Here is a 14,220-nt window from a genome sequence, read left to right as displayed (position 1 = left end):
CCTGCGGGCCGTCGTCGTCATGGGGACGCCTCCGCCCTGGCACGCGGCCCGGTCAGGCCTCCACGGCGAGCCGGATCATGGACCAGGACACGGCCGGGAGCTCGGCTGTCAGGTGTCCGCCATCGGCCTTGGCCGTGACGTTCTCCGCCGGCAGGACCGAACTGGAATCGTCGGCCGTGGCCTGCCAGTAGGGGTCCTTGTTGGAGTAGGTCAGCGCCTCGATGACCCGGACGTTGCCCAGTCCCCCGACGGCGGCGTCAAGGGTCAGTGCCCCGGCGGCCGAGCGGTTGACGGCGAACACCACCGCCTCGCCCTTTGCCGCGTCGTAGGTGGCGACGGCGGACAGGGCGGCGAAGTCGGCCGTCGTACCTCCGCTGACAAGGGGGGATTCGACGGCGAGCTGCAGGACCGTGCCGGACGCGTGCCGGGAGGTCAGGGCGAACGGGTGGAAGGTGGTCTGCTTCCAGGACCGGCCGCCGGGTTCGGTCATGATGGGGGCGATGACGTTCACCAGTTGCGCCAGGCTTGCCGAGAGGACGCGGTCCGTGTTCCGGAGCAGCGTGACCAGCAGGTCCCCCACCACCACGGCGTCGGCCACCGTGTAGGTGTCCTCCAACAGGACGGGGGCCACGGGCCAGTCGTTTCCGCTGGGGACTTTGGATTCGCCGCGGCTCATGTGCCAGACGTTCCATTCGTCGAAGGAGATGTTGACCTGCTTGGTGGACTTTCGGACGGACTTCACGTGGTCGATGTGGCTGACGATGTCGCGGATGAAGGCTTCCATCTTGTGCCCGGCGGCGAGGTGTTCCTGGAGGTCGCCGGAGTCTTCGAAGTACTGGTGCGCGGAGACCAGGTCCACCACGTCGTAGGTTTCGGTCAGGACCACACGCTCCCACTCACCGAACGTGGGCATCGTGGGGCCGGAGCTGCCGCAGGCCACGAGTTCCAGGCCTGGATCGATCATGCGCATTCCGCGGGCGGTGTCCGCGGCCAGCCTGCCGTACTCCTGGGCGTTCTTGTGCCCGATCTGCCAGGGGCCGTCCATTTCGTTGCCCAGGCACCACATCCTGATGCCGTAGCCGGTGGCGGCACCGTTGGCGCGTCGTTGCTCTGAGAGGGCGGTGCCGCCGTCGATGTTGCAGTACTCCAGCAGGTCAAGGGCCTCCTGGACGCCGCGGGTGCCCAGGTTGACGGCCATCATGGGCTCTACACCTGCCTTCGCGGACCACTTGGCGAACTCGTCCACGCCTACGGAGTTGGGGTCGGTGGAGTGCCAGGCCAAATCCAGCCGGACGGGCCGCTGGTCCACCGGTCCCACGCCGTCCTCCCAACGGTATCCGGAGACGAAGTTGCCGCCGGGGTACCGCACCGTGGAGACGCCCAGTTCACGGGTGAGCTCAAGTACATCCTTCCGGAAGCCGTCCTCGTCGGCATCGGGGTGGTCCGGCTCGAAGATTCCGGTGTACACACAGCGCCCGAGGTGCTCAACGAAAGCGCCAAAGGTGCGCCGCCGGACGGGGCCCACGGTGAAGGCGGGATCGAGGGTGATCGTTGCCGGGGTGGATTCTGTTGGGGTCACGAAAACATCCTTGTGTCAGATTATTTACAACGTTATAGAAACATTCTTTGCGGTTCTGTCCGGCGAGTCAAGGAAACGGGGAAGTCCGTGGTGTTTGCCCTCTCCCCCACATGCGCCCGGCGGGGCAGGGTCCCACCTGCGGCAATGGCCCGAAGGCATCGCAGGAGCAGGATTCCAAGTACTGCCCCATCCCAAAAACAGGTACCAGCTACGCATTCACCGGGTGCTTCCTGGCCACTAAATTCTTCCCAGAGGCAATACCACTTCCGGCTTTCGGTACTTGACTCACTAGGGGGGTGTGGGACTGGCAATGAATGCACCACACCCACGTACAGGTTTCCCGGCCCGCAGGGCCCGGGTAGTAAGCGGGGCCGGCGACGAGGAGCTCTTTGAGACCAAGGGCTCTCCCCCAGCCGTCGCCGGCCCTCCATCCTCACGCGGCCCCGGCGGGGGCAGTGCTGCCACGGTTGCGCCTGCCTCTCCAGGACCCGACGGCCACCGTAATCCAGCCCTCCTGTTGGACCTGGTCAGCGGCGCCCAAACCCTCGCCGACTCCCTGGACCTGCTGGTGGCCGCATCCGCCGGGCACATCGCCAGGACGGCGGGGATTGAGGTGGGTTGCGGCCTGGTGCTGCAGCAGCCCAAGCGGAGTCCGGCGCTGTCCGGCACCTCCGAAGAGGTCCTCCGCCTGCTCGGCTGGGAACGCGGGTCCGCGGAGGGGCCGGTGACCGATGTCTTGTCGGGAGGCCATCCGGTGGCGGTGCTTCAACGGAACGGTGACTTCCGCTGGCGGCAGTACTCCGGGCGGCTGCAGTCCGCCGGATACGGCAGTGCCTTGGCAGTAAGGCTCCCGCTGGACGCCGGGGTCCAGCGGGAGCAGATATTTCCCGCCGAGGCCGACCCCCGCCGGATGACCGCGGCCCTCGCTTTCTTCGCACCGGATGCGAAAGCCTTTCCGCTCCAGGTCATCGCCGAGGCCCGCGGGTTCGCCACCCTGGCCGCCAGGAGCCTCCACATGGCCATCGACATGCACACTGCCCGGTCCCTCGCGACCGACCTCCACTCTGCCCTGGACAGCAGGACGTCCATCAACGTCGCCTGCGGGGTGATCATGGCCCAAAACAGGTGCTCCTACGAGGAGGCGTTCGCCATCCTCGCAAAGGCATCGAGCCACCGGAACATCAAGGTCCGCAAGGTGGCGGAGGGCATCCTGGAGCGGCTTCCGGAGGGTGCGCCGCAGCCGCACTTCGGCCGCTGACATGTTGTGATCCCTGCTTTTCACCAGTGGGTCAGGACGTCAACGTGCCCCTGGCGATGCTCACGCTGGAGTGTGCGGGGTTGCCATCCATTGGTTCGTCCGACACATCCACCACCGGGTACTGGGAGAGGTCCAGGCCGGTGGGCACCTGAAAGGTTCCGGACGTGGAGTTCATGACGCCCAGGCTGACCAGCCGGGTCAGGTCCGGGGCGATCAGCCACACCTCCTGGTAGCCCTTGGCTTCATCCTTGTCCAAGCTGATTTCCAGCTTGCGGGAGCCGTCTGGACCCGTCACGACCTTCGCCGACCCTGACGCTGAGTGCTGGGCCAGCGGCGCCAGCCGGGCAGCAGCAAGTTCCTGGGGCCCGGGCGGACGGTTCAACGCCCAGATGGCACCGGAAACCACCAGCGCAGCAGCGGCCGCCGTTGCCAGCAACGGGCCGGGGCGGTGCCACCACGCGGCTTTGGTCCTGCCGCCCCCGGCCCGGCCACCGAGCCGGATGACGTTCGACGGCGGCGCCGGCGCCGGCGGCGCGGCCACCCCTGACGCCACCGGGCCCTCCGCTGGCTCCTTCACGGCGAGCGGATCCTCCCGCAGCGATTCGGAAAGGCCCAGCTCCCGATGGATTCCAGCCCATACCTGGGGCCCGGGCACGGCCAGGCGGCCGACGTCGGGGGATGCCTTCACGGCATCCACCGTGCGGCGAAGGGCGGCAAAGTCATTCGCGCACTCGGGGCAGGCCGCAAGGTGGTCGCGGCCCTCCGGGTCCTCCCGCCCCTCATAGAGTGCCAGGAGGCTCAACTGTTCCGGATCAAGATGCGGCATGGTCTACCTCCAATCTGCTGCGTAGATGCGACAGGCTCCGGCGGATGTGGCTCTTGACCGTACCAAGCGGGAGCCCGAGCTTTCGTGAGATCTGCTCGTGCGTCAGGTCCTCGTAGAAGGCCAGTTTCATGATGGACCCCTGCGGCTCGCCGAGCCTCTCCAACTCCCCGTCCAGAAGCAACCGGTCCGCCAGCATTTCCGCCGCCTCCGTGCCGGTTCCGGCATCGTCCCCCATGCCGGCCCCGGCCGCGGCGAAGGCCTTGCGCGCTTCCCGGGCCGCCGCCGAATGGGCGTCGGTAATGGCGTTGCGCGTGATTCCGACGATCCATGCCGGAAGCCTGGCCACCTGGGGGTTGAAGGTGTTCCGTGAACGCCAGGCCCGGATAAAGACCTCCTGGGTCACATCGTCGGCGGCCGCACGGTCCGGAAGGGAACGCAGGGCCAGGGTTTGCACCAGGGGCGCGAACTCGCGGTAGGCCGCTGCCAGCGCGTTCTCGTCCCCGGCCAGGAAAGAATCGGTCAGCGTGTCGTCCCACCCGCGGGAGGCCTGCCCGGGAAGCGTCACAGGCAACTCCTTCCCGGCTTCGGTGCACGAGTCAAGCGATTGGCCACCGATCATGCAGGAACCGCGGTGACAATCACATTGTCGCTGTAGTCCATCCGCTCGTCCAGCCACCTGCCGCCACAGGTGACCAGCTTGAGTTCGTGCGGGCCGGGCCGGCGGAACAGGGCGCCGCCGTCGAATTTATCCTTGGCCATCATTTCCACTCCCACCACCCGGTAGGTAACCGGCGGGGCTCCGTCCCGGCCCACCCGGATGACGGTCCCGGCAGCGAGGGACTTCAATGCCGAAAACGGCGCCCGGTCCGAGGTGGTGTCGATATGGCCGGCAATGACGGCGGTTCCTTCCGCCGCGCCGGGGGCCGGACCGAATTTGTACCACGACGCCCGGTTGAAGGCCTCAGGAATTTCCATCACTCCCTCTGCGGAAACTCCCCCGGGCACCACCGGCATATCGATGGCCGTGCCCGCCACGGTCAAGGAGGTGGGCGCGGACACGGCCGGAGCTGCAGGCGCAGTGGCGGGCCGGACCGGGATACCCCCGGCAGGAGGAACAACCGGGCGGACGGGAACCGCAGTTCCGCCGGGACCGGTGGGAGTGGGCTCTTGTCCGGAGAGCGCCGGACCGGGAGAACCGGTCCCTGGCGACATAGTTGCCATCGGGGGGACCGCTTCTCCCCCTGGGTTGCCGGCTCCTCCGGAGCTGCGCAAACCGCAGCCGGACAGAACCAGCGCGGCAGCCACCAGCGCGGCGGCCCCGCCACCTGCCGCATGGCGCCGGCGGCAGTCCGGTGCCGTCGTCGAGCTTGCCGTCATTCCTAACGCCTCCCCTCCACGGTGCTTGTTGACCTTGGCAGGACCAGCCCAAGGGGCCCGTCCTTTGACGGGCCGGGCCCCTTGCGCTTACGTCCTTCGCGGATTCCGCGAGGCTACTGGCCCGCCCTCCGGGCACGGACCGTGCGGGCCGCGCCTACCGCGCCCGCGAGGAGGGCCAGTGCTGCCAGTCCGAATCCGGCCGTGGCTACGGCAGTACCCGCTCCGCCGGAACTCGCCGAACCGTTAAGCGCACCCGGCACCGAGCCCGGCGCCGAATGCAGGCCCTCGATGGTTTGCACGGCAAGTTTCAGGTTCTGGTCAGCCAGGCTCCCCCAGGCATAAACGATGGTGTGTGTTCCCTCGGCCACCGCCACGTCCGCCGGGCCTATCACCGGAGTGGTGGAGCCCGTGGCGGCCACTGCGGCTGGGACGGTGCCCGGGTCGAGGGTGAGTGTCTTCTCGTTCGGGTTGGCCAAGTTGGTGATCACGGGGGTGGCGCCGGCCAGCACATCGACGGCTGGGGCAGCGGCGGCATGCCTGACTGTCAGTTTGCCTTTTCCGGCCGGGATCTGGGACACATCATTGGTGAAGAGGCTGGCTGTCGGCTTGCCATCCGCACCCAGGTGGGCCGCGGCAGTGTAGTTCCCGTTGGCCGCAAGGTTGACGCTTACGGGACCAATGGCGGGTGCGGACGCGTCGGCGGCATCCGCCGCGGTGATCGCAATTTCGTAGCTGCCGGCCGGAAGCGCGAGCGGCCCGGCAAGGGTTCCCGGGGTGAAGTCATCAAGGGTACGGTTTCCGTTGACCCAGACGTCAACGGTCAGTCCGGGGACCCCGTGCAGCACGGAAAGCTGGGCGTCCCCGTCGGCTGCCTGGGCGGGACCGGCCAGAGCGATTGCGGCTGCAATGGCTGCTGCACCGGCGCCTGCGGCGAAGAATGTTTTGCGCATGTCCATCTCCTTGAACGGCCCGGCTGGCGGGCATTTTCTGCTGACACTCCTACTACCGGCCCAACCCCGGATTTGGATGCAGATTCATGGAGTTTTTTTGGTTCTGCGCGCTCCCCGCCTACGCGGGGGCGGCGGTGCTGGCCCGCACCACGAGCTCGGGCGGGACCACAGTTGAACTGACAGCGGCGCCGGACTCGATTTCCTTGAGCATGATGTCCATGCAGCGCCGTCCGAGTTCCTCGAAGTCCTGCCGGACGGTGGTCAGCGGCGGCGTGAAGTACCCCGCTTCCGGCTGGTCGTCGAAGCCCACCACGGAGACGTCGTCGGGCACTTTGATCCCCGCTTCCGTGAAGGCGCGCAGCAGGCCCAAAGCCATCTGGTCGTTGCCCACGAAGATGGCCGTCGCGGTGCGCCCGGACGCCAGCTTGCGGCCGATCGCGTAGCCGCTGCCTGCGCTCCAGTCCCCTTCCACCAGCAGGGACTCCTCCAGCCCGGCCGCCCGGAGCGCGGCGCGCCAGCCCTCCGCACGCTCGGCGCCGTCAGTCCAGTCCGGCGGGCCCGCGATGTGCCCGATCTGCCGGTGGCCTTCCTTGATGAGATGTTCGACGGCGAGCCTGGCTCCCGCGCGCTGGTCCACCATCGCGCCGCTCACCGAGGCACTGCCGGCGGAGCCCACAGCCACCACGGGCACGGGAAGGTTCATCTGTTCCAGCACGGCCAGGGTGTCCGAATGCGGCACCAGCACGGCGATCCCGTCCACCGCCTGGTCCATGAAATGGCCCACCGCGTTGGATATGGCGTCCCTGCTGACTTCCCGCAGCGCGGCGATACTGACGAAGTAGCCGGCGTTGCGTGCTGCCTGCTCGACGCCCAGGAGGGTATTGGCAGGGCCGTACTGCGAGAGTTCGCTGGCCAGCACGCCGATGGTCTGCGAGCGCCGGGTGACCAGGCTCCGGGCAGCGGTATTGCGCCGGTACCCCAGTTCGGCAATGGCCGCCTCCACCTTTTCCCGCGTCGCCTTGCTGACGTTGGGGTGGTTGTTCACCACCCGGGAAACGGTCTGGTGGGAGACGCCGGCTACCCTGGCCACGTCTTCCAGGCGCGGCATCCGGCCCTTGCTGGTATTTGCCATGTGCCTATTGTGCCTTTCGGCCGCGGCGGCAGCCTGTTTTGCAGCGCCAGCGGTGGGAACAAATCCTTGCGCGGCCCCCTGGTGGTGGGAAGGATGAAGGTGATCCGCGCCTGCAAAGAAGGAGCCTGCCCAATGACCAAGTACCTGATCTCGTTCCCCAGTGGCGTCATGGACATCCCCGACGGCGGGCTGCAGGAAGTTGCCGACGCGGCCCATGCGGTGGTCCAGGAGGCAAAGGAAGCCGCTGTCTGGGTGTTGGGCGGGGGCATCGACGAGAGCGTCCCTCCCGTGATGGTCAGCGGCGACGGAGCAGTGCGCGAGGGCACCTACCCCCAGACAGCGCAGATCGAGGGCGGCTACACAATACTGGAGTTGCCCACGTACGACGCCGCCCTCCACTGGGCCTCCAAGATCGCCACCGCCTGCCGCTGCGCCCAGGAAGTGCGGGCCTTCCAATACGATCCCGCCAGCTGAACGCCGAACACGGCAGGCACTGGGGCCCTGGAGCAGCGGTGGAGCTGGAGTATCCGTTCAGCGGCTCATGGCTGGTGCAGAACTCCCCCGCAAACCGCGTCCCCAGCCACGGGACACCGCGATTTGGCACCAGCTGCGCCATCGACTTCACGCCGCCACCCAGGCCGGGCGGTTGCGGGAAGGACCCCGGCCAGGCTTCCGGCGTTCCCATCTCGTTCCGTGGCGGGATACCGCGCAACGGGATAGTCGTGCGAGCCTGAATCCCAGGCTTAAAAGGAAAAGGCCCGCCTCACGGCGGACCTTCAAAACCTTCTGCGGGTGGGCCCTGTGGGGCTCGAACCCACGACCCACGGATTAAAAGTCCGATGCTCTACCAACTGAGCTAAAGGCCCCTGCCGGTCGGTCAGACACGCTGTGTCGTTCCGCCCGGCCCAATCCATTTCTGGACGTTAATACTCTAACCCATGGTTCCGGCGTCTTTCGCACCTGGTCCGGGAGCCGCCGTCGTGCGCTTGTCCGGGACCAAAGGCACTTTCTGCGGGGACCGGGCGAACGCGAAGACGCTCGATTTCCGCTGCGGCACAGGAGTAGCGTGGGGGCATGAGCGAGCAAGCAGGAACCAGCCCCTACGGCGGCAGCAACCGGCACCACAAACCAAAGCCGTTCGCCCCGATGGATTTCGAGCCGTTCGCCGGCGGCGCCGATCCCGCCCGCGTCTCGGAGGCCGCCCACCTTGCCGCGCAGGCGCTGGTCCGCCATGGCCGGGACAGCGACGATCCCGTCATTACCGAACGCCTGGTGAAGCTCGCCGACGAGCAAGGCCTGGATGCCATTGCCGAGATGTGGGCCGAAAGCCCGGCCCGCTCCCTGCCCGGTGCGCTCTGGCGGCTCTACGCGCTCCGTGCCGCCACCGTCCGTGACCCCGAGCGGATATCTGTCTACTTCCGGGCCGGCCGGGACACGGCACAGGTGTCCAACGTGGTGGCCGGTGCCGCCGAGCCGCCGGGCGCTGATGAAATGCGCACCATGGCGGACGCCATCCTCTCAGGCGCGTTCGACGGCGATTTCGACGTCGCGCTGGAACGCTCGGCAGCTTTCTGCCGGGTGGTGGCCCTCGGCCAGGCCACGCTCGCGGACGGCGCCGAGCACGCCAATGAGGCCCACGCCAGCAAGCTGACCCGCAACTCGCACCAGCTGGTCAAGACCGCCGAAGACCTGGAACACGCCGCCAACGCGTGGCGCCTGGGCGAACTCGATTAGGCGCCGCCCTGATATTTTCCGCACCCCCCAACGGCCGGCTGTCAAGATTGACTTGGGCGGGGCGAAGTAGAAGACTGAAGCCGGTGCCGAGCCGCGAAACCCCCGGGCTTCAACAATTAGCCGCCTAGAGCGGCCTACCGCCGAGAGGCGTATCCGGTTCGGCACCATTTTTCTGCCCTCGTCCCGGCAGCCAATTCAAGGCACACTCTTTCGGGCCGGTAGAGTAGGCGACAGTTGCGCGTCGGCGTCAAGTCACACGGCAGCAACGCCCGCCTTGAACAGTCCCCGGAGACCGGTAAACACGTGAAGCTGCGCCTTTTTCCCCAGGAGCCCGCAGGGCTGAACCTCCTATCGCAGATGGCACAACAGATCGTGCTGGCCAGCGCAACCCTGGCCGAAATCCTTGGCGTACCCGCGGACGAACACGGCAAGCTCGTAGATCACATGCACAACCTCGAGGCCAAGTCCGCCGAGCTGCATTTCGCGCTGCTGACGCACATGCGCTCCAGCTTCGTGAACCCCCTCCCCCGCGAGGACATGTACGCCCTGTCCCGCTACCTCAACGAGGCCATGGAGAAGATGGACGCGGCCGCGGAACTGGTGGCCCTGTACAAGCTGGACCGCCTGCCCAAGCGGGCGGCCGACCAGCTGGAGATCATCAGCCGGCAGGCGGAGCTGACGGTTGATGCCATGCGCCGGCTCAATGACCTGGACGACCTCGAGGATTACTGGATCGAGATCCTGCGCCTTGCAAAACGCGCCGAACGCACCCACCGGGTGTGGGTTGCCGACATGATCGCCGACATGAAGTGGGCGCAGTACTCGCGCAACCGGGACATCGCCAACCAGCTGGTGGAGGTCACCAAGGACATGCGGCGGGTGGCCACCCAGGTAGGCAGCATCATCGTCAAGGAATCCTGACGTGGCCGCAGCCATCTTTGCTGGGGTGGTCCTGCTGGCCGCAGCGTTTGCCTTCCTGAACGGCTTCCGTGATGCCTCCACCTCGGTTGCCCTCGCCGTGCGGAACCGCGCACTCACGCCCAGCGTGGCCGTGCTCCTGGCTGCGTTCTTCAACTTCGTGGGCGCCCTGCTGAGCGCGATGCTTGCCGTTGCAGCCAGCCGGACCTGGATCAATCTCCCGGCCGGCCCGGGCGGCCTCGCTATCCTGGTGGCCGGCCTGGCCAGCGCCTGCGCCTGGGGCCTGCTGATGTGGCGCCGCGGCATCCCCGCCTCCTCCACCCATGCCCTGGTGGGGGGACTCGCAGGGGCGGGACTGGCCAGCCTTGCGGTGGGAGGCCCTGGGGTGGCCGGCGTGGACCAGTCGCTGCTGTTCCAGGTGGTCCTCCCGCTGGTGCTTTCCCCGCTCGTGGCCTACAGCGGATCCTTCCTGCTGGTCTATCCGGCCACCTGGGGAGCGCGCTACACCCAACCCAACGTGGTGAACCAGCGGTTCCGGAGGGCGCAGGCGATTGCCGCCGGCGCGGTGGCTTTCGGCCACGGCCTGCAGGACGGGCAGCGGGTCAGTGCCGTGCTGTTGCTGGCCCTGCTTGCGGCAGGGTACGCCGACGGCGGGATCCCCATCTGGGTGGCTTTGCTGTCGGCGGTGATGATGACAGCCGGGACGTTGTTCGGAGGATGGCGGATCTCGTACACCATCGGCTACAAGATCACCCGGATCGATCCCCTGCGCGGCTCCGTGGCGCAGACCTTCAGCGCGCTGATGCTCTTCGTGGGTGCCATCGGGTTGCACTGGCCGCTGTCCACCACCCACACCGTCACGGCGGGCACCCTGGGCGCGGGCGAGAACCAGCACTTCTCCGTGACCAACCGGAAGCTGGTCATCAGGATCATCTGGCTCTGGGTCCTGACGCCGGTAGCCACCTGCGCCTTGGCCTTCGTGCTGGCGCTGGCGCTGTCACCGCTGGCCAGGTAGCCGGGAACCGAAGAAGTGCGTGGCCCTAGATGGCAGCGGGTGCTGCGTCGGGGCCCAGCAGGATCGCGGCCAGCTCTTCGGCAGACAGGTTCGCCGCCGTGCAAAGTTCATCCCGGGCGACACCCGCAGAAGAAGCCTTCCGGACCGCCTGGCGCAGCGCTTCGAGGGCGCTGTCCAACTCCCACTGCTTGCCCTCGAGGTAGGAACTGGTCCGCCACACCTCCGTGAGCACATCCTCCGCATCCCCGGCCGCCGCTATTGCCTCCGGGTCGATTTGCGGGACGAGCGGCCCACCCCCAAGGGTGGCGGCGAGTCCGGCAGCCGCGTCAAAGTCCTGCACGTGCACGGCGGGCTTCGCCGGTGCGCCCGCAGCGGGTATGGAAACCGTAAGCTGGGGGCCGGGGTTGCTGGCCGTCTGCGTCATGGCAAAACTCCTAAAGCTGGCTTACTACTAGTTTCAAAAGTATCTAGTTCAGCGTACTAAATGCTGTCGGAGTTCGCCACCACGGAGCAGCTGCCTACCCGAAGCGTCCCGAGACGTAGTCTTCGGTGGCCTTCTGCACCGGGTTGCTGAAGATGGTGTGGGTGTCACCGTACTCGATCAGCTTGCCCGGCTTGCCCGTGCCGGCAATGTTGAAGAAGGCCGTCTTATCGGAGACGCGGGCGGCCTGCTGCATGTTGTGGGTCACGATCACCACTGTGTACTGGTCCTTGAGCTCATTGATGAGGTCTTCAATGGCCAGGGTGGAAATCGGGTCCAGGGCGGAGCAGGGCTCGTCCATCAGGATCACCTGCGGCTCCACGGCGATGGCGCGGGCGATGCAGAGGCGCTGCTGCTGGCCGCCGGAGAGGCCGGAGCCAGGCTTTTCGAGCCTGTCCTTGACCTCGTTCCAGAGGTTGGCGCCTTTGAGCGAGCGCTCCACCAGGACATCGGCCTCGCCCTTGGAGATCTTCTTGTTGTTCAGCTTGACGCCGGCCAGAACGTTGTCGCGGATGGACATGGTGGGGAACGGGTTGGGCCGCTGGAAAACCATTCCAATCTGCGAACGGACCGTCACAGGGTCCACGCCGGGGCCATAGAGGTTGTCGCCGTCCAGCAGCACCTCGCCTTCCACGCGGGCGCCGGGGATGACCTCGTGCATGCGGTTCAAGGTCCGCAGGAACGTGGACTTGCCACAGCCGGAGGGGCCGATGAACGCGGTGACGGACTTGGCCTCGATGTTGATGCTGACGTCCTCCACGGCGAGGAAATCGCCGTAATACACGTTCAGGTCCTTGACGTCGATGCGCTTAGACATGGTGTTCCTTCACTTACTGGGTATGGGTTGAAGTCTAGGATCCGCCACGGTGGGACGGAAGGCCGGGCCGGCGGCCTGGTTACCGGCCGGTCTTGGGGGCGAAGATCCTGGCAATCAGGCGGGCCGCCAGGTTCAGGACCATGACCAGGATGATCAGCACCAGTGCCGCGCCCCAGGCCCGCTGCGAGGACGGATCCGGGTTCGATGGCGAGGTGGGGTTCAGGATCTGGGTGTAGATGAACGTGGGCAGTGATGCCATCCACCCGCCGAATACATTGGAGTTGATGCTCGTGGCAAAGCCCGCGGTGACCAGGATGGGTGCCGTCTCGCCGATGACCCGGGCGATCGCCAGGGTGACGCCGGACGCGATGCCGGAAATCGCCGTCGGGATGACCACCTTGAGGATGGTCCGCCACTTGCGCACGCCCAGGGCGTAGGCGGCCTCGCGCAGTTCGTTGGGGACAATCTTGAGCATTTCCTCGCTCGAGCGGACCACCACGGGGATCATCAGGACAGAAAGGGCGACGGCGGCCACGGCACCGGTCTTGGTCCCCGGGCCCACCACCACGAAGAAGAATGCGGCGGCAAAGAGGCCGGCCACGATGGAGGGGATGCCGGTCATGACGTCCACGAAGAACGTGATGGCCTTGGCCAGGCGGCCGTCGTGGCCATACTCCACCAGGTAGATGGCCGTCAGCAGCCCCACGGGTACGGAGATGACGGTGGCCAGCAGGGTGATCTGTACGGTGCCCAGGATCGCGTGGTAGATGCCGCCCATGACCGGGCCACCACCCTCCACGGCCTTGTTGTCGAACGCGCCCGTGACGCCGTTCATGGAGGTGGTGAGGAAGCCGGGATCCAGGAGTCCCGGAATGCCGTTCACCAGCACCGTCCAGATCACCGAAACGAGCGGCAGGAGGGCCACCAGGAATGAGCCAACCACCAGGCAGGTGGCCAGCTTGTCCTTGGCCCTGCGGGAACCTTCCACCGCTGCGCTCCAGGACACCAGGCCGATGGCGAAGAGCAAGGCCGAGACCACTCCCCACACGAACGCATTGAAGCCGATCAGGGCAAGGATGGCTGCGCCGACGATCAACGCCGCGGCAAGGACGGCGTAGGGGGCGTATTTGGGCAGCTGGCCCTTGGTGAGCGCGGACCGCTTGCTGCGGACCGGGGTAAGCGTGGAGGTCATTTAGTTGGCTCCCGAGAATTCTTTGTGCCGGGTGATGACCCAGCGGGCGATCATGTTCACGGCCAGGGTGATGACGAACAGGACCAGGCCGGCGGCGATCAGGGTGCTGACCTTGATGCCGCTGGCTTCCGGGAAGTTCAGGGCGATCTCGGCCGCGATGGTCTGGTTGCCGGACTGGATCAGGCTGGCGGTCAGGGCGCCGGAGGACAGGACCAGGGCAACGGCCATGGTTTCGCCCAGTGCGCGGCCCAGACCCAGCATGATTGCGCTGATGATGCCCGGGCGGGCGAAGGGCAGCACGGCCATCTTGATCATTTCCCAGCGGGTGGCACCGAGCGCCAGTGCCGCCTCCTCGTGCAGCTTGGGGGTCTGCAGGAAAATCTCCCGGGACAGCGAGGTGATGATGGGCAGGACCATGACAGACAGGACGATGCCCGCAGTGAGGATGGTCTTGCCGGTGGTGGAGGCGGGGCCCTGGAAGATGGGAAGCCAGCCCATGTTCTCCGCGAGCCATCCGTAGGCGGGAGAGATCTGCTTGGCCAGGAACGCCGCGCCCCAGGCGCCATAGACCACGGAGGGGATGGCGGCGAGCAGGTCCACGACGTAACCGAGTCCGGAGGCGAGCCGGCGCGGCGCAAAGTGCGAGATGAAGAGGGCTACTCCGATGGCCACCGGGGTGGCGATCACCAGCGCGATGACGGCGGCGATCAGGGTCCCAATGACAATGGGCCAGATGTAGGCGAAGAAGCCCTGTCCGCCCTGGATCTTGTCGGCGGGAGCGGTCAGCGCGGGAATTGCCTGGACCACCAGGAAGAGTGCGACGCCGAAGAGGACGGCGAGGATCAGGCAGCCGGCGGCCAGTGCGGCCCCGGAGAAGACTTTGTCCCCGGTGCGTCCGGCGCCCTGTGAACTGGTCAGGGAGGTGGCGGTCATTCGACGGC

Annotated in this window: 15 protein-coding genes and 1 tRNA gene; 5 read left to right on the top strand and 11 right to left on the bottom strand. The window is 66.9% G+C overall.

The window, feature by feature from the left end; translation table 11 throughout:
* Positions 1-52 precede the first annotated feature (52 nt).
* Positions 53-1,579, bottom strand: coding sequence for an arabinosylfuranosidase ArfA (arfA, locus tag AC4EEV_RS12855; RefSeq protein WP_491329123.1), 1,527 nt, complete (start codon positions 1,577-1,579; stop codon positions 53-55).
* A gap of 310 nt (positions 1,580-1,889) precedes the next feature.
* Between arfA and AC4EEV_RS12850 the strand changes: the two genes are divergently transcribed.
* Positions 1,890-2,837 carry an ANTAR domain-containing protein gene (locus AC4EEV_RS12850; RefSeq protein WP_081624200.1) on the top strand — a complete coding sequence of 316 codons (948 nt, stop codon included), beginning with the start codon at positions 1,890-1,892 and terminating at the stop codon, positions 2,835-2,837.
* 31 nt (positions 2,838-2,868) lie between these two features.
* Here the strand turns inward: AC4EEV_RS12850 and AC4EEV_RS12845 are convergent, their stop codons facing one another.
* From AC4EEV_RS12845 to AC4EEV_RS12825, 5 genes are all read right to left on the bottom strand, one after another.
* Positions 2,869-3,663 carry an anti-sigma factor domain-containing protein gene (locus AC4EEV_RS12845; RefSeq protein WP_018763212.1) on the bottom strand — a complete coding sequence of 265 codons (795 nt, stop codon included), beginning with the start codon at positions 3,661-3,663 and terminating at the stop codon, positions 2,869-2,871.
* Complete coding sequence (locus AC4EEV_RS12840; RefSeq protein ID WP_018763211.1) at positions 3,650-4,228, bottom strand: RNA polymerase sigma factor; 579 nt, start codon at positions 4,226-4,228, stop codon at positions 3,650-3,652. The genes AC4EEV_RS12845 and AC4EEV_RS12840 overlap by 14 nt, the downstream gene beginning before the upstream one ends.
* Positions 4,229-4,278: 50 nt before the next feature.
* Positions 4,279-4,722: a class F sortase gene (locus AC4EEV_RS12835; protein ID WP_491329122.1), complete on the bottom strand. Its 444-nt coding sequence runs from the start codon at positions 4,720-4,722 to the stop codon at positions 4,279-4,281.
* A gap of 431 nt (positions 4,723-5,153) precedes the next feature.
* A complete protein-coding gene (locus AC4EEV_RS12830; RefSeq protein ID WP_491329121.1) occupies positions 5,154-5,990 on the bottom strand; it encodes a DUF4397 domain-containing protein in 837 nt (278 codons plus the stop codon).
* Positions 5,991-6,108: 118 nt separating this feature from the next.
* A complete protein-coding gene (locus tag AC4EEV_RS12825) occupies positions 6,109-7,122 on the bottom strand; it encodes a LacI family DNA-binding transcriptional regulator (RefSeq protein WP_491329120.1) in 1,014 nt (337 codons plus the stop codon).
* A gap of 132 nt (positions 7,123-7,254) precedes the next feature.
* Here AC4EEV_RS12825 and AC4EEV_RS12820 point away from each other — a divergent pair, with 132 nt between their 5' ends.
* Positions 7,255-7,596: a YciI family protein gene (locus tag AC4EEV_RS12820; RefSeq protein ID WP_491329119.1), complete on the top strand. Its 342-nt coding sequence runs from the start codon at positions 7,255-7,257 to the stop codon at positions 7,594-7,596.
* A gap of 319 nt (positions 7,597-7,915) precedes the next feature.
* On the opposite strand, the gene AC4EEV_RS12815 is transcribed toward AC4EEV_RS12820, so the two are convergent.
* A tRNA-Lys gene (locus AC4EEV_RS12815) sits at positions 7,916-7,988 on the bottom strand.
* A 208-nt stretch (positions 7,989-8,196) separates the two neighbouring features.
* Between AC4EEV_RS12815 and AC4EEV_RS12810 the strand changes: the two genes are divergently transcribed.
* The 3 genes from AC4EEV_RS12810 (at position 8,197) to AC4EEV_RS12800 (ending at position 10,789) form a co-directional block, all read left to right on the top strand.
* Complete coding sequence (locus tag AC4EEV_RS12810) at positions 8,197-8,856, top strand: hypothetical protein (protein ID WP_018763206.1); 660 nt, start codon at positions 8,197-8,199, stop codon at positions 8,854-8,856.
* 303 nt (positions 8,857-9,159) lie between these two features.
* Positions 9,160-9,777: a DUF47 domain-containing protein gene (locus AC4EEV_RS12805; RefSeq protein WP_026264994.1), complete on the top strand. Its 618-nt coding sequence runs from the start codon at positions 9,160-9,162 to the stop codon at positions 9,775-9,777.
* Between the two features lies 1 nt (position 9,778).
* A complete protein-coding gene (locus tag AC4EEV_RS12800; protein ID WP_109044037.1) occupies positions 9,779-10,789 on the top strand; it encodes an inorganic phosphate transporter in 1,011 nt (336 codons plus the stop codon).
* Between the two features lie 25 nt (positions 10,790-10,814).
* Here the strand turns inward: AC4EEV_RS12800 and AC4EEV_RS12795 are convergent, their stop codons facing one another.
* The 4 genes from AC4EEV_RS12795 to pstC form a co-directional block, all read right to left on the bottom strand.
* Entirely contained in the window at positions 10,815-11,213 is a 399-nt protein-coding gene (locus AC4EEV_RS12795; RefSeq protein WP_491329118.1) for a hypothetical protein, read from the bottom strand.
* Between the two features lie 94 nt (positions 11,214-11,307).
* Positions 11,308-12,087 (bottom strand): phosphate ABC transporter ATP-binding protein PstB, encoded by a 780-nt coding sequence (gene pstB / locus AC4EEV_RS12790; RefSeq protein ID WP_018763202.1) that lies wholly within the window; start codon positions 12,085-12,087, stop codon positions 11,308-11,310.
* 79 nt (positions 12,088-12,166) lie between these two features.
* Positions 12,167-13,279: a phosphate ABC transporter permease PstA gene (pstA, locus tag AC4EEV_RS12785; RefSeq protein WP_491329117.1), complete on the bottom strand. Its 1,113-nt coding sequence runs from the start codon at positions 13,277-13,279 to the stop codon at positions 12,167-12,169.
* Entirely contained in the window at positions 13,280-14,212 is a 933-nt protein-coding gene (gene pstC / locus AC4EEV_RS12780; protein ID WP_018763200.1) for a phosphate ABC transporter permease subunit PstC, read from the bottom strand. It lies immediately after the preceding gene.
* Positions 14,213-14,220: the final 8 nt, after the last annotated feature.

This window comes from Pseudarthrobacter sp. MOO14 (assembly GCF_058267675.1).
Note: the sequence above shows the minus strand (reverse complement) of the source record. Positions and strands in the feature narration are given on the sequence as shown.